Origin of the sequence: Leptotrichia sp. oral taxon 498 (assembly GCF_002240055.1) — a bacterium.
Taxonomy (GTDB): Bacteria; Fusobacteriota; Fusobacteriia; order Fusobacteriales; family Leptotrichiaceae; genus Leptotrichia; species Leptotrichia rugosa.
Genome location: NZ_CP016753.1, coordinates 1,859,530 through 1,880,390 on the forward strand (window position 1 = coordinate 1,859,530; position 20,861 = coordinate 1,880,390).

Annotated in this window: 25 protein-coding genes; 9 read left to right on the forward strand and 16 right to left on the reverse strand. The window is 28.2% G+C overall.

Annotation, left to right across the window (positions count from 1 at the left end):
• Window positions 1-15: 15 nt before the first annotated feature.
• Entirely contained in the window at window positions 16-1,146 is a 1,131-nt protein-coding gene (locus tag BCB68_RS09190; RefSeq protein ID WP_094080502.1) for an ATP phosphoribosyltransferase regulatory subunit, read from the reverse strand.
• Window positions 1,147-1,350: 204 nt separating this feature from the next.
• Complete coding sequence (locus BCB68_RS09195; protein WP_094080503.1) at window positions 1,351-2,259, reverse strand: cell division protein FtsZ; 909 nt, start codon at window positions 2,257-2,259, stop codon at window positions 1,351-1,353.
• 234 nt (window positions 2,260-2,493) lie between these two features.
• Here BCB68_RS09195 and BCB68_RS09200 point away from each other — a divergent pair, with 234 nt between their 5' ends.
• From BCB68_RS09200 to BCB68_RS09220, 5 genes are all read left to right on the forward strand, one after another.
• A complete protein-coding gene (locus BCB68_RS09200; protein WP_094080504.1) occupies window positions 2,494-3,273 on the forward strand; it encodes a hypothetical protein in 780 nt (259 codons plus the stop codon).
• Between the two features lie 80 nt (window positions 3,274-3,353).
• On the forward strand, window positions 3,354-4,265 hold the full coding sequence (locus BCB68_RS09205) for a toxin-antitoxin system YwqK family antitoxin (RefSeq protein WP_094080505.1): 912 nt from the start codon (window positions 3,354-3,356) through the stop codon (window positions 4,263-4,265).
• A gap of 103 nt (window positions 4,266-4,368) precedes the next feature.
• Window positions 4,369-4,719, forward strand: coding sequence for a pheromone cAD1 o protein (locus BCB68_RS09210; RefSeq protein WP_094080506.1), 351 nt, complete (start codon window positions 4,369-4,371; stop codon window positions 4,717-4,719).
• A gap of 34 nt (window positions 4,720-4,753) precedes the next feature.
• Window positions 4,754-5,659: a tRNA 2-thiocytidine biosynthesis TtcA family protein gene (locus tag BCB68_RS09215; RefSeq protein WP_094080507.1), complete on the forward strand. Its 906-nt coding sequence runs from the start codon at window positions 4,754-4,756 to the stop codon at window positions 5,657-5,659.
• A gap of 18 nt (window positions 5,660-5,677) precedes the next feature.
• Window positions 5,678-5,938, forward strand: coding sequence for a DUF4911 domain-containing protein (locus BCB68_RS09220; protein ID WP_018449800.1), 261 nt, complete (start codon window positions 5,678-5,680; stop codon window positions 5,936-5,938).
• A 61-nt stretch (window positions 5,939-5,999) separates the two neighbouring features.
• Here BCB68_RS09220 and BCB68_RS09225 read toward each other — a convergent pair whose 3' ends face one another.
• The 10 genes from BCB68_RS09225 to infC form a co-directional block, all read right to left on the reverse strand.
• Window positions 6,000-6,203, reverse strand: coding sequence for a twin-arginine translocase TatA/TatE family subunit (locus BCB68_RS09225; RefSeq protein ID WP_060918677.1), 204 nt, complete (start codon window positions 6,201-6,203; stop codon window positions 6,000-6,002).
• A gap of 2 nt (window positions 6,204-6,205) precedes the next feature.
• Window positions 6,206-6,919, reverse strand: a complete 714-nt coding sequence (gene tatC / locus BCB68_RS09230) for a twin-arginine translocase subunit TatC (protein WP_094080508.1) — start codon at window positions 6,917-6,919, stop codon at window positions 6,206-6,208.
• 35 nt (window positions 6,920-6,954) lie between these two features.
• A complete protein-coding gene (locus tag BCB68_RS09235; RefSeq protein ID WP_094080509.1) occupies window positions 6,955-8,655 on the reverse strand; it encodes an FTR1 family iron permease in 1,701 nt (566 codons plus the stop codon).
• Complete coding sequence (gene efeB, locus BCB68_RS09240) at window positions 8,633-9,832, reverse strand: iron uptake transporter deferrochelatase/peroxidase subunit (protein ID WP_094080510.1); 1,200 nt, start codon at window positions 9,830-9,832, stop codon at window positions 8,633-8,635. The genes BCB68_RS09235 and efeB overlap by 23 nt, the downstream gene beginning before the upstream one ends.
• A 127-nt stretch (window positions 9,833-9,959) precedes the next feature.
• Complete coding sequence (gene efeO, locus BCB68_RS09245) at window positions 9,960-10,841, reverse strand: iron uptake system protein EfeO (protein ID WP_094080511.1); 882 nt, start codon at window positions 10,839-10,841, stop codon at window positions 9,960-9,962.
• Between the two features lie 173 nt (window positions 10,842-11,014).
• Window positions 11,015-11,833 carry a 16S rRNA (adenine(1518)-N(6)/adenine(1519)-N(6))-dimethyltransferase RsmA gene (rsmA, locus tag BCB68_RS09250; RefSeq protein WP_094080512.1) on the reverse strand — a complete coding sequence of 273 codons (819 nt, stop codon included), beginning with the start codon at window positions 11,831-11,833 and terminating at the stop codon, window positions 11,015-11,017.
• A gap of 15 nt (window positions 11,834-11,848) precedes the next feature.
• Window positions 11,849-12,403, reverse strand: coding sequence for a hypoxanthine phosphoribosyltransferase (gene hpt / locus BCB68_RS09255; protein ID WP_094080513.1), 555 nt, complete (start codon window positions 12,401-12,403; stop codon window positions 11,849-11,851).
• 127 nt (window positions 12,404-12,530) lie between these two features.
• The gene (gene rplT, locus BCB68_RS09260; RefSeq protein ID WP_094080514.1) at window positions 12,531-12,875 is read right to left on the reverse strand and encodes a 50S ribosomal protein L20; all 345 of its coding nucleotides are present in this window, start codon (window positions 12,873-12,875) and stop codon (window positions 12,531-12,533) included.
• Between the two features lie 67 nt (window positions 12,876-12,942).
• A complete protein-coding gene (gene rpmI / locus BCB68_RS09265) occupies window positions 12,943-13,149 on the reverse strand; it encodes a 50S ribosomal protein L35 (protein WP_094080515.1) in 207 nt (68 codons plus the stop codon).
• A 45-nt stretch (window positions 13,150-13,194) separates the two neighbouring features.
• On the reverse strand, window positions 13,195-13,686 hold the full coding sequence (gene infC, locus BCB68_RS09270; RefSeq protein ID WP_157697382.1) for a translation initiation factor IF-3: 492 nt from the start codon (window positions 13,684-13,686) through the stop codon (window positions 13,195-13,197).
• Window positions 13,687-14,115: 429 nt separating this feature from the next.
• On the opposite strand from infC, the gene BCB68_RS09275 reads away from it, so the two are divergent.
• From BCB68_RS09275 to htpX, 3 genes are all read left to right on the forward strand, one after another.
• Window positions 14,116-14,871, forward strand: a complete 756-nt coding sequence (locus tag BCB68_RS09275) for a tRNA threonylcarbamoyladenosine dehydratase (RefSeq protein ID WP_094080517.1) — start codon at window positions 14,116-14,118, stop codon at window positions 14,869-14,871.
• 29 nt (window positions 14,872-14,900) lie between these two features.
• Window positions 14,901-15,782, forward strand: coding sequence for a hypothetical protein (locus tag BCB68_RS09280; RefSeq protein ID WP_237048624.1), 882 nt, complete (start codon window positions 14,901-14,903; stop codon window positions 15,780-15,782).
• Between the two features lie 143 nt (window positions 15,783-15,925).
• Entirely contained in the window at window positions 15,926-16,786 is an 861-nt protein-coding gene (htpX, locus tag BCB68_RS09285; protein ID WP_094080519.1) for a zinc metalloprotease HtpX, read from the forward strand.
• Between the two features lie 493 nt (window positions 16,787-17,279).
• Here htpX and BCB68_RS09295 read toward each other — a convergent pair whose 3' ends face one another.
• The 4 genes from BCB68_RS09295 to BCB68_RS09310 form a co-directional block, all read right to left on the reverse strand.
• A complete protein-coding gene (locus tag BCB68_RS09295) occupies window positions 17,280-17,498 on the reverse strand; it encodes a DUF1858 domain-containing protein (RefSeq protein WP_094080521.1) in 219 nt (72 codons plus the stop codon).
• Window positions 17,499-17,706: 208 nt separating this feature from the next.
• Window positions 17,707-18,345 (reverse strand): superoxide dismutase, encoded by a 639-nt coding sequence (locus BCB68_RS09300; protein ID WP_094080522.1) that lies wholly within the window; start codon window positions 18,343-18,345, stop codon window positions 17,707-17,709.
• A 128-nt stretch (window positions 18,346-18,473) separates the two neighbouring features.
• A complete protein-coding gene (locus tag BCB68_RS09305; RefSeq protein ID WP_094080523.1) occupies window positions 18,474-19,151 on the reverse strand; it encodes a response regulator transcription factor in 678 nt (225 codons plus the stop codon).
• A gap of 40 nt (window positions 19,152-19,191) precedes the next feature.
• Window positions 19,192-19,992, reverse strand: coding sequence for an Mrp/NBP35 family ATP-binding protein (locus BCB68_RS09310; RefSeq protein ID WP_094080524.1), 801 nt, complete (start codon window positions 19,990-19,992; stop codon window positions 19,192-19,194).
• Window positions 19,993-20,199: 207 nt separating this feature from the next.
• Between BCB68_RS09310 and BCB68_RS09315 the strand changes: the two genes are divergently transcribed.
• Entirely contained in the window at window positions 20,200-20,778 is a 579-nt protein-coding gene (locus BCB68_RS09315; protein WP_094080525.1) for a YiiX/YebB-like N1pC/P60 family cysteine hydrolase, read from the forward strand.
• Window positions 20,779-20,861 lie beyond the last annotated feature (83 nt).

Consider the following 20,861-nt stretch of genomic DNA (forward strand, 5'->3'; position numbering starts at 1 on the left):
ATTTCCATCAAAAATTCATATTTCAATTTTCAATTCTCCATTCTCAAAAATATATTTTTTATCATAATTAAAAATTTCAAAATCATAATTTTTATAAATAATATTTTGGGTTCTCACTCTGTTGCCATCTTTTACCAACTTATCAACAATCTCAGCCAATTTTCCGAAATCACTTTCATCATACAAAAGCAAAATATCAAAATCCTTCTGATTTTCATTTTTATAAAATTCATTAAGATTATCAGTAACAACAGCAAATCCAATTGCTCCAGTATCAACTCCAAATTTTTCAAACAATTTATCATATCTTCCGCCACTTAGCACAGCATTTGGAATTTTATCAATAAACCCTTGCATAATAATCCCATTATAATATTTCAAATTTTTAATAATCGAAAAATCAAAAATAATTTTTTTTCTGCTATGAAATTTAATAATCAAATTATACAAATCTTTAAGCCCAGATAATATCTTTATAATTTTAGGATTTAATTCATATTTAGATAATTTCTTTTCAATTTCTTCTATATTTCCTGATAAATTTGGTAATTCATAAATAAGATTTTTTAATTCGTCTGAAATGTTTTTATTATTTTTTAAAATTATTTTTATATCATGAACATTTTTATTGTTAATGTACTCAAAAATTTTTTCTTTTATTTCATATTCAAGTTCTAGGTTTTCAAAAATTGAAAAAATAAATCCAGCATGAGATAATACAAGCATATTTTTTTTGCTCATAATTTCCAAACTTTTTAGTGCAAGACTCACAATTTCAAAATTTAAAAATAACGTTTCTTTCCCAATCAGTTCAACTCCCAATTGTTCTTTTTCACTATAGCCTATATATTTAGAAGTCGTATAGATATTTTCCTGATAATAAACTTTATCATATTTTAATGTTTTTTCTTTTGAAATTTTTTTTGCAACTGAAAGAGTAATATCTGGTCTAAGCGCTAATAAATTCCCGCTTGGATTCATAATTGTAAGTATATTTCCTAAAATAAAATCTTTATTTTCATTATACAAATCATATTCTTCAAAATTCGGAAGAGAAATTTTTTTATAGCCATAAGAATCGTACAATTTTCGCAAGTTCAATAAGACTATATTTTTTTTGCTCATATTGTTAATATATTTTTTCACTTTTCTTCGTATGATAATATTACTATCACACACTCCTTTCTTAATTGATGTGACAACCTTTATTTTCAAAGTCTATTCAAAATTTATTTATAACTTATTTTATCACAAAAATTTACTTAAAACAAGAAAAACAAAAAAATCAAGAATAAAAATAAAAAACTTCCAAAATAACAACATTCAGAAGTTTGTAAATTTATACATTTTTCACTGTTCACTTGAAATCATAACAGTTTTTATTTTTCTATTAAATTCGTAGCTTGAATTTATTATAATCCCCCAAATAAGTTTGAAATTTTTATCTTTTATAATATTGGTAATTCCTTGAATGATTTTCTGTATATCTAACAATGGAACGTCATTTCCCGTTGTAAAACTTATCAAAACTCTTTTTGCATCTTGAATTTGTCCTTCAAATAAATTTTTCTTTTTTATCTGTGCTAAAATATTTTCTCCCGCTGTTTCACCAAATCCTTCTCCTACACGAATAATCGTATCTCGTGAGCGGTCTAGCACTGCTCTAATATCCAATAAATCAATATTCATAAATCCAACTTCAGTCAAAATACTTACAACACTTTCAATTCCTTCTTTAATAAGCATATTAGCTTGCCAGTAAGCTGAATTTAGTGGTTCTCTTTTGTCAATATAATTATAAAGCTTTTCATTTGGAATGATGATAAGGCTATCTGTCAACTTTTCAATCTTTCTCATTCCATCATTTGCAATTTTCATCACATCAAATCCTTCTAGAAAAAAAGGTCTAGCTATAATTGTTATTGTAAATATCTTGAGTTTCTTAGCCACTTCTAAAATAATCGGCGTTATTCCACTCCCAGTCGCTCCGCCAACTCCAGAAATTAAAAATAGAATATTTGTATCTTTTAAAAGTTCATAAAATTGTCCATAACATTGAAATGCAATTTTTTCCACCTGTTCTCTGCTACATTTAGCAATTCCAGTATCTAAAAAGATTTTTTGATTAGCTAAGCTTGATTCAGAGTTTTTTAGATTAGTGTCTATTGTTATATATTCAACTTTTTTAATTTTTTCTTTAATCATATAATTGATAAAGTTAATTCCCATTCCTCCAACTCCGATAATTTTTGTTATCATAGTATTTTTTCATTTTCCTCCTTTCTTTATTTTTATTAAATTGATATTTTTTGATTTTTGACTATTTTATTTTATCAGAAAAATGTAGTATTTGTCTATTGTTTTTTTAATAATGTCCGATAATATTTTTTAATATCTATTATTTAAATTTTGATGTCTATGTCTAGTAATTATTTGTAAAAATATGGTATAATACTAAAAAAGTCAAATATGATATGAAAGGAGATAATTAAAATGGATTTTGAAAATTTGAAAAATAAATTAGATAAGGGATATTTCAAACTAAGCGATTATTTTAACGATTCTTTTGATATTTTTAAACATCTTTTAAAAAAAGAAAAAAAATTTATTGCATTCTTTTTTGTCTCTTATTTAGTCTTACAAATTATTTTACTTTGTATTGAAAATATGAAACTAGAAATCAATGATTTTACACTTATATTTTTATTATTTTTACAAATAATTATAAATTCAGCTGGCATTCAAAAAGTTGGAAATCTTATAGAAATTAATAACCAAAAAATTTTGTTTTTTAGAACAATTAAGAAAAGTTTTTTAATTTTCTTTTATATAATGGTAATCAGCATTATTTTAGCTTTTGTAAATATTCCTATGATTGATATTTTAATTATTTTATTTTTATTTTTCAATTTCTTATTTTTTGTACATTTACTTTATTTAAGGGATTTAGATTTTGTTCAGACTATAAAATATAGTTTTTATTTGTGCAAAGGGAATCGAATTAGATTACTTGTGCCAATTATAATTTTAATTTTATTTTTTTATTTTATATTTCTACCAATAAAATTCATTTTTGGAATAATTCCTAATACTTCTATTTTAGGATTTATTTTTAAAATTTTTTTAACTATATTCTCTAGTTCATTTAACCTGCTTCTACTTACTATGGCAACATTAATTTTCTTGAATGTGCTTTACATGGATTTAAAAAATATAAAAAAAGAAAACTCTGTTTCTGAAATTAAAAATAAAAATGACACAGATTTTCAGTAATAACTAAGTTTTAGTGAAAAAATCTAAGTTAATTATAATTTTTTCTTGTTATAATATATTATAAGATAAAAGGAGGAAAAATGTTAAAATTTAAAAAATCAATATTAGTTTTATTTTCATTTTTAGTGCTTGGAAGTTTTTCATTTGCCGCTTACAACACTAATGCCAGAGCTAAAAGAACCAGCGAATATTCAAGCGGTTCTGCAAGAGCTATGTCTTCATACTATGGAACAATTTCAAATGTAAATGTTTCTGGAAATACTGCCACAATAAGGGAAACGGGACAGCCTTTCACAGGAAATTACATTGAATACAGTGAAATTGGCGCAGTGAGAACTATAAGACCTTATAAAAATGGAATTTTAGATGGTGTAATGTACTTGTATTATGATAATGGAAATTTGTTAAAAGTTACAAATTACACAAATGGAAATAAAGATGGAGAAGAAATCGAGTTTTATGGAAATGGATATTCAAAATCAATAAAGATTTATAGAAACGGTGTCCTAAATGGCATTGCTTACGATTTTGATGAGTTTGGAAGACCTGCAGGCTCAGTAGAATATGTAAACAACTTAAAAAACGGAAAAGAAGTAAAAATTTCAAACGGTGTTGTAATTGCTGAGAGTATTTATCAATATGGAAGATTAAATGGACCTGTAACTTTATACTACACAAATGGAACAGTTCGAATGACAGGAAATTACACTTCAAATTTAAGAAATGGTCAATGGACTTGGAACTATGAAAATGGTTCAAAAAGATTGATCGAAAGCTATAACAATGGAATAATTTACCAAGTTGCTGGATACAATAGGGACGGTTCAAAAGAACGTGAAATAAAATTATCTAATGGAAGTGGAGAATTTACCCAATATTATAGCAATGGAAAAGTAAAAGCAAAAGGAACTTTGAGAAATTATAAGCCTTATGGAAACTGGAATTTTTATAATAGTCAAGGTTATGTAACTGATACACAAGGGTTTTATTAAAAAAATTTCATCAAAATAAATTTTTTGTCCTTTTTTTTAAAATATGCTATAATATATTTAAATATAATTAAAATTATTTTATATTTTAAAGGAGGATTTTAGAATGAAAAAATTAATATTCTTTATTTTACTTTTTACAAGTGTTCTAACATTTTCAGAGTTAAAAGATGGAACTTATTCAGTTGAAAAAAAATATGATGCTAATTATGCAACTTTTGTAAAATTGATAGTAAAAAACAATAAAGTCATCGGAGCTCAATATGATAAAAAAAATTCTCAAGGAAAATTATACTCAATGGACAATCCGACATTTAGAGATCAGTCACTTGCCATTTCAAGAAAATTTGTAAGTACACAAAGTGTCAATGACATAAGTGATTCAAACTTTAGAGAACTTGTAAAGTTTTTATTGGAAAAAGCAAATAACGGTCAAACAGGCGATTTTAAAAAATAGCAAATTTTAAAACTTTAAAGCAAGGAGGTATTTAATGAATTTAACAAATGAAGACGAATCTACTGGTTTTGCAAGTACTGTTGCAACTACAAAACTTGGTAGTGCAGTCTGCAAAACAGTTTTACCAAATGTTCCTCTTCAATCGCTTGATATTATTGAGAGAAGCATTCAAAAAAAATATCGCTCAGAACTTTGGTCGCCATTTATTCGTGGACTAAAAGAATTTGAGCTGGTAAAAGACGGCGATAAGATTGCTGTGGCAGTTTCTGGTGGAAAAGACAGCCTTTTACTCTCAAAATTATTTCAAGAATTAAAAAGAGCTAGTAAAACAAATTTTGAAGTCGTGTTTATTTCATTGAACCCTGGTTTTAACGAAATAAATTTGCAAAATTTTAAAAAAAATCTAAAACATTTAAATATCCCTTGTGAAATTTATGATGACAATATCTTTGAAATTGCAGAAAAAATCGCAAAAGACTATCCCTGCTATATGTGTGCTAAAATGCGGCGTGGCAGCCTTTATACAAAAGCAACTTCACTTGGCTGCAATAAACTTGCGCTTGGACATCATTTTGACGACGTTATTGAAACAACTCTTATGAGCATGTTTTATATGGGAAAATTTGAAACTATGCTACCAAAATTAAAGTCCGATAATTTTAATATAGAATTGATCCGTCCTCTATTTTATGTTGAAGAAAAGGCAATCATAAAATGGGTAAGAAATAACGGAATCCTTCCGATGAACTGCGGCTGTACAGTCGCTGCCGAAAAAACTTCAAGCAAACGCCGTGAAACAAAGGAATTAATTGCACAGCTTGTAAAAAATAATCCAGACATAAAAAAACGAATAATTCAATCAACACAGAATGTGAATTTGGAAAAAATATTAGGCTGGAAAGATTCAAACGGAAAATACTCGTATTTGGACAAATTTTAAGGAGAAAGGCTGAAAAATATGGAAAATAATGAAAAAGAAATGAAAAGCTGGGAATACATCATTCAAACAAAAAAAGAACATATTGACTTTATTAATAAAATCATAGAAGCATACGATGGCTTAGGAAATGTGAGAACTCTTGATAACCAGAACGGTTTAATAAAGATTCTTACAAATTCATATCTTTTAGATGATATGGATAAAGCGATTGAAACGTTAAAACAAAAAAATATCGAAATGGAAGTACTAGAAAAAAGAGAATGGCTTGGAGTGTTATAATTCCAAGCCTTTTATAATTCAAATATAATAATCAAAAAATAGCTTATAAACTAAGATTAATTTATTTACACTTTTTTTCTTTTTTATCTTCTACATTTTTATCATCAGCCTCTGAGTCAATTCCAGAAACTGACTTTTTAAATTCCCGAATCATTTTTCCTATAGCCTCTCCCAGTTCAGGCAGTCTTTTAGGTCCAAAAATAAGCAATGCACCAAGTATTAGAACTATAAGTCCCGGTGCTCCTATATCTTGAAAAATTCCCATTTTTAATCATCCCTCCTTCTTTTGTAGACATATTTACAAACAGAAATACTCACTTCATAAAGTAAAATTAATGGTGCCGCCATCGTTAAATCGCTTATAAAGTCAGCTGGCGTCAAAACGACTGCAATTACCAGTAAAATAAAGTAGCCATATCGCCTGTTTTTTATTAAATATTGCGGTGTCAAGATATGCAGCGATGTTAGAAATGCCACAACAACAGGCAATTCAAATATTACAGCAAGCGGTAATGATGTATGTAATACAAATATTAAATAATTATTTGCTGTAAGCTGAATATTAAACAAATCTTTACCAAAAGATAGTAAAACATTTAGTAATGCAGGTGTTACTATAAAAAATCCAAAAGAAAGTCCTGTAACAAATAATATAAAAGTTGCAGGCACATAAGATAAAATTGCCTTAGCTTCCTTTTCCTTAAGAGCAGGACGAATAAAAGCCCATATTTGATAACTTGTAAAAGGCAATGTCAAACTAAAAGCACATATTCCAGCCAACATTAAATAAATGCTCAAAATATCATTAGGCCCAAGAACTATGAGCTTCTGCTTAAATGAAGCCGTCAGTAATTTGTAAATATCGGAACAAAATAGCAAACTTACTAAAAAAGCTGCAATAAAAAATATAATTGTAATAATGAGTCTTTTCCTAAATTCGCTCAAATGTTCCACAAGCGTCTGTTCATCAATTTTAGCCATTCTATTCCTTTCCGATATTTTATCTTTTAAAATTTTTATTTATCTTTTCTCTTTTTTATCAATGCAGCAATCACGATAATCACAATTAAAATTAATTGACTAATAAATACTTCCATATTTGCATAAATTCCCAAAATTTCTATTGTAGGTATAAAATGAACTACATGTAACGGTAAAATCCCCACAACTTGCAACATGTGAATACTTGTTCCAAGCATTTTAAATGCAAGGAAATAAATTGTCCACGTAAGTACAAAAAACACTTGATGTATTTTTATTTTTGAAGAAGCGTATATTAAAACAAGTGCAATTACAATTAATATCAATACCGCACTTATAATACCGATAATCAAATTCTGCAATGAAATTAATGGTAAAATTCCTACATAAAACAATATTGTTTCTGCTCCTTCTCTAAATACCGCAAGAAAACTAAGTACAAACATTGACACAAAACTTCCTGTACTTAATACAATATCCATTTTTCTGTCAATATAATCTTTCCAAGATTTTAAGGATGATTTACTATGCAGCCAAAATCCAATCCCAATCATCATTATAACCGCAAAAATTCCTACAAATCCTTCCAGAATTTCACGATTTGTTCCTGAAGATACCCCAGGAAATAAAGCCTGAAGAGCAAATGCTATTACCACACTTGCCAAAATTCCAGCAGCAGCTCCTGCGTACACCCAACGTAATCCTTTTTTCTGATTTGCAGCTTTCAGGCTGCTTACCAATGCCAGAACGATAAGAAGTGCCTCCACACCTTCACGAAGAAGTATAAACATTGCATCAATAAACGTATATTGTGCTTTTGTATCAATTTGTGATAATTCTGTAATTAATCCTTGTAATTGTTCCTGATACTCTTTTTCGCTACCTTTTACCATGATTATTGGAGTCTGTGTTTCCACTTTTGTATATAAAGCTGAATTTCTCGTACTTACATCGCCTTCAACCGTAGGCCATACCTGAATAAACTCTTTCACTTTTGACTGACCTTTAGATTTATTTCCATTTTTAAAGGCTTCCAACGCATCTTTCAGCATATCTACAGCTTCTTTTAGTGTAATTGTGCTTGAAATATTATTTTCTATCTTTTTGCCATCTAAATAGTCTTGTATTGTTGATTTCAAGTCATTAAAAGAATTTATTGTGTTGTCATAATCAAATGGTTCCACTTCCATCGAACTTCTCAAAAACGACATCGCAGTTTCTACTTTCCCATAGTAAGGAATACTTCTGCTTCTGATAAAACTTTCATTTCTTGTCCAGACACCATTAAATTTCAAATATTCTTTTTTCATAAGTTCCACATCTTTAGATTGAATTGCTTTTTCCAGCATATCTAAAGCAGGATTCATTCTTGACTGGAATTTTTTCTTTTCTGCATTATCGTCAACAGGATTCTGCTCCTTTTCAAAAGCTAGTAATGCTATTGTAACTTCTCTCAGGTCATCTTCTGACAATACAGCTTTTTCTTTATTTAAAAGTTCCTGTACCTTTTTCCCTTGCGTAGAATCAGCATTTTTAACCTTTTTAAATTCATCTCTTACTTCAGAAAAAAGTTTTTTTGCTTCATTTTGGTTATTATTTTTTATTGCCGTTGTTGTGTCTGTAATTTTTATGTAAAGTCCGCTATAGCTTTCTTCTGCAATAATATTCACGAAGAATAGCATAAAGCACAAAAATAGCATTGTACTTATTTTTTTATTCAAATAATTTCTGCCCAATGTACTCTCCCTTCTTTATCCCTCCAAAACAAGCAAAAATTCCTGTTCCAACATGAGTAATGTATTCATTCAACTTATCATCGTTTCCTAGGCTATTCTGAATCTTTATAAATTGATCAGGATGTTTTTGGAAACATATAAATAGCAGTCCCGCGTCAAACTGTCCGCTCACTTCATCTATTCCATTAGAATAAGAAAAGGCACGGCGTGCTATTTTAACGTCAGCTTTTTTGGCAAGATAAACATGTGAATCAATTGGTAGAACTGGTTTTCCGTCTGGTCCTTTTTTATTTATGTCAATCGTTGCAAATTCGTCTGTTTCTCCAAAAGGAGCCCCGCTTTCCTTATACCTTCCAAACGTATTTTCCTGCTCCTGTAAATTAGTTCTATCCCACGTTTCAAGATGCATTTGAATACGTCTTACAATAAGAAAAGTCCCATTTTTCAGCCAATTATTCTTATCATACCAGACAACATTTTTAAAATCATTATTATTTTTTGGATTTTCTGTTCCATTTCCAATAGGCAAAAAGCCAGCTTGAGTCCATTTTAAAGTAATTAAGGCACGTCCTTTACGAACAAGATTTCTCACAGCGTGAAATGCTACCTGTGCATCATCCGCACAAGCCTGAATGCAAATATCACCGCCTTTATACTTGTCCTTTATCTGGTCTCTCGGAAAATGTGGCAAATCCTTAAATTCTTCCATTTTCTTATTATCCAGCTTCAATTTATCCAGAAAAGATGGACTTATTCCAAAAGTTATTGTCAAACGGTACGGATTTAATCCCACTGTTTCTCCTGTATCTATCGGAGGGACTAGATGATTTGCAAGTTCTGGTGCTACAAGTTCACCCTTCATAAGTTTTTCAGAATAATCTGTCCAGTCCTTAAACATCTGCTTTATTTCTTCCTTGTCCGTAGAATGTAAATCTAATACCGCAAAATAAACATTTTTCTGAACAGGAGTAGCAATTCCTGACTGATGTTCTCCATAAAATGAGATTTCTTCATTTCCAACAACCTGATTTGCTTTACCGCTAAACATATTTGCAAAAATTGCACCCGCTCCGCTCGCTCCAATTGCAGCACCTGCTCCAACCATTCCTGCTTTTTTCAAAAAATCACGACGTGATATTTTTTTATCAAACCATTTTTTATCATTTTCATCACTCATTATTTTACCTCTTTTTATACTGTAAGTTTTATTTAGATGTGTTCAATAATCTAAATGTTAATTTTAACAAAGGGAATTACTTCCCTATTCAATAATACTTAAACATATTAGTTACCGAATAAGTATATTATTTTTTAGGAGTTGCATCTATTACAATTCCCATTTGCGACAAAGGTTCTCCAAGTTTAGTAACTGCTTCAGCTAGAGCTTTTGTATCTTCTGGCTTCAATTCTGTGTACAATTTATAATTTTTGTCATCTGTCATATATTTATCAAGAAGTGCATTTACAGCTTTAAATTCAGTATCTAAAGTTGTTACGAGCTTAGCATCTTTTTGTTCTAATTTAGGTCTAAATAGTTCAAAAATTTTCTGAGCTCCTTCGATGTTTGCTCTAAAGTCGTATAAATCAGTATGTGAGAACACTTCTTCTTCTCCAGTAATTTTTTGAGTCGAAACTTCATTTAACAGGTCAATCGCTCCTGTAACCATTAAATCAGGCGTTACTTCAATTGTAGCAATTTTTGCCTTTAGTTCCTTAATGTCGTTTACAAGATCTTCTGCGTATTTTTCAGTTCCTTTTGTAGTGTTTTGTTCCCACAATATTTTTTCAATTCTATGAAAACCTTTCCAGCCTTCCTCATTTTTAAATTCTTCCTTGAAGTCTACAAGACGGTAATCTATCTTAATATCCGATTCTCCAAAGCTTTCAGCGATAGGCTCAGATCTTTCATAAGCCATACGGATTAGCGGATAAACTTTTTTAGCTTCGTCTAATTTCCCAGTCTTTAATAATTGTGCAAAATTTTCTGTATCCTTTAAAAGCATATCAATCTGACCTTCAACATACTTTTTATATTCAGCAGTTTCCTTGCTTAAATCAGTTTTCCCTTGTTCAGCTGTCTTTCCAGCTGTTGTACCAGCCTTTCCACCTTCCTTTGCTCCGGTATCTTTGCCACAGCTTATCGCCATTAATGCTCCAATAAGCAATAAAATTCCCATTTTTTTCATAAAAAAATTCCTCCCAATTTATATTTGCTATATTATACTCATTATTTTATTATTTGTAAAGTAAAAATATTTGATTTTCAAAATTTTTTGCTAAAAAAAATTATTACGTAACTAAAAAAGTCCTACACAATCTAGAGAACTTTTTATTTTTTATTCAATAAAATATAGACAGTTTAACCTTCCAAAATCCTAATAAAATCAATAAATCCTTGCACAGAAAATTCTTCTGCTCTAGCCAATTCTGTTTTGCCAACTTTTTTCAAGCATTCTTTTACAAAATCTTTTGAAAATCCTAAATTCGATAAATTATTAGAAATACTTTTTCTCTTATTTGAAAACGCTTCTCTCAAATATTTAAAATATTTTTCTTCCGAAATTTGACTTTCATACTTTTTATTTTTCAAAATTTTTATTCCTAAAAATGCTGAATCAACTTTTGGAACAGGATCAAATTTTTCTTTTGGAACAGTAAATAAATATTCTGTTTCAGCGTAAAACTGTACTGCGTGAGTAAGCAGGCTCATATTTTTGCTGTGTGGCTTTGAGACAATCCGCTCTGCCACTTCCTTTTGCACCATCAAATAGATTTCATCAATATTTTCACGGTATTCAAGCAATTTATTAATAATTGGCGAAGTTATATAATAAGGAATATTTGCAACCACTTTCACATCTTTTTTATTTTCCAAAAATTCGGATAAGTCAACTTCCAAAAAATCTCTATGAACCAAATCAAAATTTTCATATTTCCCAAATTTTTTCTTCAAAATTGGAATCAAATCGTCGTCTATTTCAAACGAAGTCAAGAATTTAGAATTGGTTATCAATTTTTTTGTCAAAAACCCAAGTCCCGAACCTATTTCCAAGACTTCTACATTTTTATTAATACTTGCCACATCCAAAATTTTATCAGATAATGAACTGTCATTTAAAAAGTTTTGACCGTATTTTTTTTTGGTGGCATAATTTTTATTATGATTTATTTTTTTCAAAATTTCTCCTTTAAACTATTCAAAAACTGATGGTTCTGCAATTCCAATATATTCAAGATTTCTATATTTTTCGTCAAAATCCAGACCATATCCAACAACAAATTCATTTGGAATTTGAAATCCAACATACTGAACTTCCACTTCCACTTCTCTTCTTTCGGGTTTGTCCAAAAGTGTACAAAGTGATACTTTTTTAGGATTTCTGCTACCTAAAATTTGTAAAATTTTCTTCAATGTAAATCCTGAATCAATTATGTCTTCCACAACTAACACATTTTTCCCGCTTATCGTACTTCTCAAATCTTTTAAAATTTTAACTTCTCTAGTAGTGTGAGTTCCTTCGCCATAACTAGATGCTTCAATAAAGTCAATTTCAAGCGGCAGTTTTATCTCCCTAATCAAATCAGCCATAAATACCACCGACCCTTTTAACAGCCCAATTACTATTAGCGGAGCATCTTCGTCTTTAAAGTCACAAGTTATTTTTTCTCCCAGTTCTTTTACTTTTTTTGAAAGTTCTTCCCTAGTTATCAACTGTTTTTTTATTCCAAATTCAAAATTATTACTCATTTTTCTCCTTAATTTTATTTTTTTGTTATTATTTTTTTAATTAATTAATTAATTTTAAGTCTTTAAATATAAAAAATTAAATATAGAAAAAGGAGCAAACTATGCCCCTTATTTTAAATTAAAACTATTATTTAACTTTTTCTACCAATTTTGCAAATTCTGCAGGATTGTTTAATGCTAAATCAGCTAAAACTTTTCTATCTAATTCAATACCAGCTTTTTTAAGCCCATTCATGAATCTTGAATATGAAACTCCGTTTAATCTGGTAGCGGCATTGATTCTAATAATCCATAATTCACGCATTTTTCTTTTTTTCTGTTTTCTATGTTCAGTTGCGTAAGCCATTGCTTTTTTAACTGCTTCATTAGCTTTTCTATAATTTGATTTTGTTGATCCTCTATAACCTTTTGCTTCTTTTAAAACTTTTTTATGTCTTTTTCTTCTAATTATTCCTGTTTTTACTCTTGGCATTTTCTTTCCTCCTTGATTTCTTAAATTCAGCCTATTTTTAATCTCTTATTTATTATTTTTTAACTGATTATCTTCCTTCTTGTCCAGCTAAAACTTTTTTAATTTTTCTTTCTGCACCTTTAGGAACAATCGCATCTTGTCCTAATCTTTTCTTTCTTTTGTGAGATTTTTTAGTTAAGATATGACTTTTTCCTGAATGTTTAATAGAAATTTTTCCACTTCCTGTAACTTTTACTCTTTTTTTTGTTCCTTTATGTGTTTTCATTTTTGGCATTTTTTTTCCTCCTTAAAAATTAAATTGCTCTTTTATTTAATTTTATTATTTTTTTGGTGATAATAAAATAAATTTTTGCACTTGTTCTTTTCCATATTTTTTTTCTATAACAGCAAGTTCCTCAAAATGACTTGCAAATTCATCCAACACTTTGATTGCAGAATCTGCGTGTAATCTTTCTCTACCTGTAAGTCTTAAACTAACTTTTACTTTATGGTCTTTTTCTATAAATTTTTTAATTTGAGAAATTTTTGTTGCTTTGTCGTGTTCATCAATATGAGGTTTTATTCTAATTTCTTTCACGACAATATTTTTTTGCTTTTTCTTATTTTCTTTGTCTTTTTTTGTTTTCTCATATTTGAATTTTCCATAATCCATAATTTTGCAGACAGGCGGTGTTGCATTCGGTGAAATTTCAACTAAATCCAATTCTCTTTCTGCCGCAATTGCCAAAGCCTCACGAACAGATAAAACTCCAAATTGTTCTCCGTCATCACCAATTACTCTTATTTCCCTTGCTCTGATTCTTTCGTTCATTCTAGGTTCATCAAATTTATTAGTCCCTCTTATAAAGAACACCTCCTAAATTTATTAAATTTCTTAAAATTAGAATTTAATCAAATAAAAAACAAGATATAAGAAACATCTTGCTCAAAATAGTTATTAAAATTCATATATCAAAAAATCTGATACTAAAATATATATTTAAAAAATAACTATAAACCTAACTCATCTCAAAACTTTTTTAAATACACGATGGAAAGGTGAGAAACAATATTTCTACTTCTAATTTAATATTACTTAATAATTTTATCATACTTTTTATATTTTTGCAAGTATTTTTTTTATATTTTGTTTTACAACTCTCAATTTTATTTTTTTATATTTAATTTTTTAGTTCTTTACATTTAAAAATTTTGTGATATAATAAAGAAAAATTCAAAAGAAAAAAAGGAAGGTGGTCAAATGAATCAAGTATTTGCAAGATTTTCGATGTTAGTTGGAGAAGATAATATAAAGAAATTACAATATTCAAAAATTATTATATTTGGAGTTGGAGGTGTTGGCTCTTACACAGTTGAAGCTCTTGCGAGAAGTGGAGTTGGTCATATTACGATGGTCGACTTTGATGAAATTTCAGAATCTAACATAAATAGACAGCTTCATTCACTTCACAGTACAATCGGAAAATCTAAAACAGAAGTGATGAAGGCTAGAATATTTGATATAAATCCTGAATGTGAAGTAAAGCTAATAAAACAATTAATTTACACTTATGAAGATGTAGAAAAAATATTCGAGAATCAAAAATATGATTTTGTCGTCGACGCAATTGATGTTGTTACAAGCAAAATAAATTTAATTGAGTTTTGTATAAAAAATAAAATAAAAATTATTTCTTCTATGGGATTTGGAAATAAAATGCATCCAGAGATGATTGAGATAGCAAAAATAAAAAATACTTCAGTTTGTCCAATGGCTAGAACGATTAGAGGGATTTTGAAAAAGAAAAGAATTACAGATGTTCCTGTTGTTTTTTCAAAAGAAATTCCACTTATTCCAAATAAATCTGAATTATTTAAAGAGGAGTTGCCGACAGAATTCAGAAAAAATAACAAAATGCCAAGAAAATCGACTCCAGGAAGCAACGCATTTGTGCCAGGAACTGCTGGACTTGTTCTTGCATCTTATGTCGTGAGAAAAATTTTAGAGCTAAAATAAAACATAATAAATATTGAGGTGATATAAAATTGGAAATAAATAATAAAAAATTTAGTAAAAAAGATTTAACTATAATAATTTTAGTTGTTTTAGGAATACTTTTATGTATTTTCGGATTGATGGATAAAATTTTTGAACACACAATTTTTAATTTTTTTAAAAATCTGACTCGACCTTATTTAGATAAAACTTATAAAGAGTCGCAAAGATTGTTTTTAACTCTTTCGCTTTTAAAAGGAGCGGCAGATGTCATCGAAGGAAGTACTGTCAATGTGAATATGATTTTAGGAATGCAAATTGAAGTTGGAGATATAATTCAGCCTGTTTACGATATGATAAATATCATTTGGAAAATTTCTCTGGCAAGCGTCGTAGTTTTAAAAATTCAAACTATTTATCAAGAAATTTTTCGAGTAAAATTGGCTACAATACTTATATTTATTTCACTAGTTTCTTATTTGCCGTACACTGTTTTTAAAAATAGCATTACAGAAATATTTAAAAAAATCTCAAAATATTCTTTTTTTGTTTTAATTTATATTTATACAGTAATTCCTGGAACAATTTTTGTAAATTCTATGATTTCAAATTATTTTGAAAAAGAATATAAAACTCCAGCAATTGTCCAGTTAAATCAAAATTTAAATAGACTTAACAATGTAAAAGACAGTATGCTCTCTTTAGACCAAAACAAAAGTATTTTTAACATTCCTGGTCAAATAGACACTGCAAAACAAAAGATTAATAATTTTTCAACAGAAATTAATAATGTTTCTCACAGCATAATGGAAAACGCACCTATTATAATTGGAATAATTCTACTTACAAGCATTGTCTTTCCATTACTTTTGATGATTTTACTCTATAAGCTGACAAAATCTATTATTTTTGAGAAAATCCTAAAATCTTAAATTTAAAAAAATATGCTTTTGAATTTTTTATTAAAGGCGTATTTTTTATTATTTGAATTGAAAAAAAAATAAATATATATTATAATAAGATGTAATAAAAAATAGAAAGAAAGGATAAATAAAACAGAAAGGAAAGATTTAATATGTTCATAAACACTTTAAAGACAGGTTTTTTGATGTTTACATTAGTCTTTTTATTTACATTTATTGGTGGACTTTTGGGAAATCGGCAAGGTGCTTTAATCGGTCTTTTGATTGCCGCTGCAATGAGCTTTTACAGTTACTGGTTCAGCGATAAAATGGTTATAAAAGCATATCGTGGTCAACCAGTTACAAGCGCCTCTAATCCAAGATTATATAAAATTGTTCAAAGATTAGCGCAAAATGCAGAATTGCCTATGCCTAAAATATACATTATCCCTGAAAGACAGCCAAATGCATTTGCAACTGGAAGAAATCCCCAAAATGCAGCAGTCGCCTGTACACAAGGACTTTTGGAAATAATGGATGACAACGAACTTGCAGGGGTTTTAGGACACGAACTTGGTCATATAAAACATCGTGATATTTTAATCAGTACGATAGCTTCGACTTTTGCAGGTGCCATTGCTAATATTACAAGATTTTTACCTTATTTTTCAAATTCTGGCGACAACAGAAGAAAAAATAACAATATAGGTTTAATTATGCTCGTTTCAATACTTGCGCCAATAGCTGCAATGATTATTCAAATGTCAATTTCAAGAAAAAGAGAATTTATGGCTGATGAAGCTGGAGCAGAATTTTCTGGAAATCCATTATATTTAAGAAATGCACTTATAAAATTGGAAAATTACAGTCAAGCCATTCCAATGGAAAATCAGAACCCTGCAACGGCAAACATGTTTATAATAAACCCACTTGCAAACCTTGGAAAATTTCAAGATCTTTTTAGAACTCACCCTGCAACTGAAGATAGAATAAGAGAACTTGAAAAGATGGCAAGACAAAAAAATTTATTATAAAATTATTTAAAATAATTAAAACAAAAATATAAAATGGAGATTTAGTTTATGATTAGTACATTTGCTTTTTTATCGTTACTTTTAATATTTGTGCGAGTTTATTCTATTTTATCATTACTATTTTTAGGTCAAAATAGAACGAGATTTGCAGAAAGAGTGACAATTTTAACATTGCTTTTTGAAGTTTTAGTAATTTTTTTATATACTTTTTTTAGCAATTCATTCAAATTTTTGCTTCCTCCAGTTTTTATGCTTATAAAAACTTCGAAGTTTTTTATATTTAAAAATTTTTCTTTATTGTTTTTAATATATTCAATAATAAATATAATTTTGATATTAACATTTAATTCTCAAAGTATATTTAAATTTATAAACAGATTTTTTGTTGGAGTTATTTTACTTACAAATATCATTTATGGATTTTTATTAATAATGTAAAAAAAATTGTCCTAAAAGTTAAACTTTTAAGACAATTTTTTTATAAAATAATTTTTTACATATTTTCCTGTTTTTCCAAAATTGCATTTACTTCTTCAACAATAATATCAGGATTTAATCCATGAGCTGCAATTCCTTCCCCAAGAGTTTCAGCGCTTGAAATTATGCAACCCACACATCCAAGACCATATCTCATAAGAACTTGAGCAATAATCGGATAATTTTCTACCGCTTCCATAATATTCATATCTGTTGTTACTTTTGGTGTTGCCATTTTTTTCATCTCCTTAAATAAATTATAATTTGAATTTCAAATATTTTTAAAATTATTACTTTTTTATAGTATATCAAATAAAAATTATTAAGTCAAATAATTTTTGCATAAAATAAAAATAGAAATTAAAAAGGATTGAACGAAAATCAATTCAATCCCACATAAATTTATTTATATTTTTTTGCTATTTTACTAACTATCTAATTATTTATTTAATTGCATCTTCATATCTTTTAGCAACTTTATCCCAATTAATTACATTAAAAAATGCAGAAATATAATCAGGTCTTCTATTTTGATAATTTAAATAATATGCATGTTCCCAAACATCAATTGCCAAAATAGGTGTTCCTTGTGAGCAGCTGCAAGGCGTAATATTAGACATAAGTGGACAATCTTGGTTTGCTGTTGAAGTAACTTTTAATTTACCTTCTCCATTTACTACTAACCAAGCCCATCCTGAACCAAATCTTGTAGCTGCAGCTTTTGAAAATTCATCTTTAAAATTTTCAAAACTTCCAAATGTTTCTTTAATTTCTTCTAATAATTTTCCTGTTGGCTTACCATCCGCATCAGGTCCCATTATATCAAAATATAAATTGTGGTTATAAAACCCTCCTCCATTATTTCTAACAGCTATTCTGATTTCCTCTGGCAACGCATCCAAATTTTTTAAAATTTCTTCAATCGGCTTTTCTAAAAACTCAGGCGCATTATTTTTTAGAGTTTCATTTAAATTGTTTGTATATGTTGCATGGTGTTTCCCATAATGTATTTCCATTGTCTTTGCATCTATGTTTGGTTCCAATGCGTTAAAATCATATGCTAATTCTATTTGCTTAAACATAATTATCACTTCCTTTTTTTATATCTAACATATTTTAACATATTATTTTTATAAAATCAATGAAAATTTACATTTTTTATTATTTTGTTATTATTACAGTTTTAAAACAACGAAATATTAACCATTTTCTATTCTTTTACAATATAACCTACACTTCTTACAGTTCTTATGATTTTTTCATCATATCCTTTGTCAATTTTTGTTCTTAAAAAGTTCACATACACATCTACTATATTACTTTCAGAAACAAAATCAATATCCCATATTTTTTCTGAAATCATTGTTCTTGTAAGCACTCTATTTTTATTTCTCAAAAAATATTCAAGCAGTAAAAATTCTTTATTTGTTAACTCAATTTCATTTCCAGCTCTTTTTACTTCTCTATTTGCAGGATTTAGTGTCAAGTCATATGCTGTCAAAATTCCCATTTCGTCTTCTGTTAATTTTTTATTTAAAATTCTAACAATTGACTTGAATTTTGCAGAAATTTCTTCTAATCTAAAATCATTATAAACATAATCATCTATTCCATTTAATAATGCTTCTGTTTTTGAATATCTGTCATCTTGTTCTATTGATAAAATTATATAGCTTTGTCTTTTATATTTTAACACACTGTCGATTGAATGCTGAAAATCTTCAAATGAATTTGTGTCTAAAAATGTTATGTCCAATGCTTCATTTTTCATAGAATCCAACAATTGTTCTTCTGTTTCTGCCAATATTACATTGAAACTTAGTTCTTTTAATAGCTGTCCAACAACCATTCTTGTTTTCTCATTTTTGTTAAATACTAGTACTTTCATTTTTTCCTCTCGCTTTCTTTATGTTATTTGAAATTCTTTGTTAGCTTGTTATTTTTTTTATAATTTTTTCAATAATATCATTCATTTTTCTTGAGGCTAATGAATCACTTGAAATAAATGGCAATCCATTATCACCTGATTCAACAATATTGGCATCTAGTGGCACAGAACCTAAGAATTCAGTTTTTGTTTCTTTTGCAACTTTTTCTATTCCACCTTTTTTAAATATATGTACTTCTTTACTACAATCAGGACACACAAATCCACTCATATTTTCAATCATTCCTAAAACTTTTAAATTAATTAATTTTGCAAATTTCAGAGCTCTTTTTGAATCCAAAATCGAAACATTTTGTGGCGTTGAAACTATCAAAGCATTTGCACCATTTATATTTTGTGCGATTGCTAATGTTTCATCTCCAGTTCCAGGTGGTAAATCAACAATTAAAAAATCTAACTCTTTCCATTCTATACCTTCCAATAGCTCCATTATGGCAGTTATTTTTTGGGGACCTTTCCAAATTACAGGATTATCATCGGGAATGAAAAAACTTAATGAAGAAATACACAAATTATCTGAAATTTTTAATGGTTCAGAAACCTTGGAAAGTTTTTTTCCTTCCACTCCAAACATAATTGGGACATTTGGACCGTGTAAATCAGCATCTAAAACACCAACTTTATATCCTTTTACTGATAACCCATAAGCTAAATTTATCGCCGTAGTTGTTTTTCCAACACCACCTTTTCCACTCATCACAACTATCTTGTGTTTAATTTTATCCATCTTGGCATCTATTTTTTTCTTTCTTTCCAGCAAAATAGCATTTTTGTCTATCATAGTTTTTCCTCCTCTCTTTTCAATTTTATTATTAAAATCTCCTCTACTTTAATTAAACCATAAACTTAATAAAAACTCAAGTTATTTTTTCTAAAATTTGTATTTTTTTTTAATGTTTCTTTTTTTTAATTTTATAAAATAATGCTGGACTATTTTATTAGTTTTTTATATAATATTTATATAAATTTTGGAAAGGATTTTTTATTTATGAAAAATAAAATTTTTAGAAATTATAATAAAAAAATTTTACTCTTTTTTCTTTATTTTGTGTTTTCTTTAGCTTTATCAGCTCAGTCATCAGCTTCAAAATATAAGTGGTACTCCCCAAAAGAAATTATTCAGAATATGGATAAACTACAGTCTGGAGATATTCTTGTACTATCTAAAGGTTCTAGTTTTCGTACTATGTGGGGACATGCCGCCATATTGAATGAACATAAAAAAATTGTAGAATTTCCAACATATTCAATCGGATATAGCGAAAGTCCGATTTATACTTGGCAAAATTTAAAAAGGGAAGTGGCTGTATTTAGATTAAAGAACATAGACGACAACTTTAAAAAGGCTCTTTTTCACGAAATAGACGAGACTACCACAAAACCTTACGGAATAACCTTTGATAAAAATTTCGACAAAAGGTTGTACTGCTCACAATTTGTCTACATCGTATTTAAAAAAGCTGGACTAAAAGTCGGAAAAAATATCAATCTCGATTCAAATGGTGGCGGAATGGTTATGCCATATGATATTATGAATTCACAGCTTCTTGAAAATGTAATTTTTTAAAAAGTATTATTTTTTCACAAAGAAGCTATAAAAATAATATTATAACTAAAATTTCCAATAAAAAAACTGGCTTAAAATCTTAA

Excerpts from the sequence above, each read along its gene's own strand:
- BCB68_RS09195 (WP_094080503.1), bottom strand. The coding sequence starts at position 2,259 with ATGATAACAAAAATTATCGGAGTTGGAGGAATGGGAATTAACTTTATC.
- BCB68_RS09295 (WP_094080521.1), bottom strand. The coding sequence starts at position 17,498 with ATGGCAACACCAAAAGTAACAACAGATATGAATATTATGGAAGCGGTA.
- efeB (WP_094080510.1), bottom strand. The coding sequence starts at position 9,832 with ATGAGTGATGAAAATGATAAAAAATGGTTTGATAAAAAAATATCACGT.
- BCB68_RS09315 (WP_094080525.1), top strand. The coding sequence starts at position 20,200 with ATGAAAAATAAAATTTTTAGAAATTATAATAAAAAAATTTTACTCTTT.
- infC (WP_157697382.1), bottom strand. The coding sequence starts at position 13,686 with ATGAACGAAAGAATCAGAGCAAGGGAAATAAGAGTAATTGGTGATGAC.
- BCB68_RS09305 (WP_094080523.1), bottom strand. The coding sequence starts at position 19,151 with ATGAAAGTACTAGTATTTAACAAAAATGAGAAAACAAGAATGGTTGTT.
- BCB68_RS09210 (WP_094080506.1), top strand. The coding sequence starts at position 4,369 with ATGAAAAAATTAATATTCTTTATTTTACTTTTTACAAGTGTTCTAACA.
- BCB68_RS09225 (WP_060918677.1), bottom strand. The coding sequence starts at position 6,203 with ATGGGAATTTTTCAAGATATAGGAGCACCGGGACTTATAGTTCTAATA.
- hpt (WP_094080513.1), bottom strand. The coding sequence starts at position 12,403 with ATGAGTAATAATTTTGAATTTGGAATAAAAAAACAGTTGATAACTAGG.
- BCB68_RS09310 (WP_094080524.1), bottom strand. The coding sequence starts at position 19,992 with ATGATAGACAAAAATGCTATTTTGCTGGAAAGAAAGAAAAAAATAGAT.
- rpmI (WP_094080515.1), bottom strand. The coding sequence starts at position 13,149 with ATGCCAAAAATGAAAACACATAAAGGAACAAAAAAAAGAGTAAAAGTT.
- efeO (WP_094080511.1), bottom strand. The coding sequence starts at position 10,841 with ATGAAAAAAATGGGAATTTTATTGCTTATTGGAGCATTAATGGCGATA.
- BCB68_RS09215 (WP_094080507.1), top strand. The coding sequence starts at position 4,754 with ATGAATTTAACAAATGAAGACGAATCTACTGGTTTTGCAAGTACTGTT.
- BCB68_RS09200 (WP_094080504.1), top strand. The coding sequence starts at position 2,494 with ATGGATTTTGAAAATTTGAAAAATAAATTAGATAAGGGATATTTCAAA.
- BCB68_RS09300 (WP_094080522.1), bottom strand. The coding sequence starts at position 18,345 with ATGTTTAAGCAAATAGAATTAGCATATGATTTTAACGCATTGGAACCA.
- BCB68_RS09220 (WP_018449800.1), top strand. The coding sequence starts at position 5,678 with ATGGAAAATAATGAAAAAGAAATGAAAAGCTGGGAATACATCATTCAA.
- htpX (WP_094080519.1), top strand. The coding sequence starts at position 15,926 with ATGTTCATAAACACTTTAAAGACAGGTTTTTTGATGTTTACATTAGTC.
- rplT (WP_094080514.1), bottom strand. The coding sequence starts at position 12,875 with ATGCCAAGAGTAAAAACAGGAATAATTAGAAGAAAAAGACATAAAAAA.
- BCB68_RS09275 (WP_094080517.1), top strand. The coding sequence starts at position 14,116 with ATGAATCAAGTATTTGCAAGATTTTCGATGTTAGTTGGAGAAGATAAT.
- BCB68_RS09205 (WP_094080505.1), top strand. The coding sequence starts at position 3,354 with ATGTTAAAATTTAAAAAATCAATATTAGTTTTATTTTCATTTTTAGTG.
- tatC (WP_094080508.1), bottom strand. The coding sequence starts at position 6,919 with ATGGCTAAAATTGATGAACAGACGCTTGTGGAACATTTGAGCGAATTT.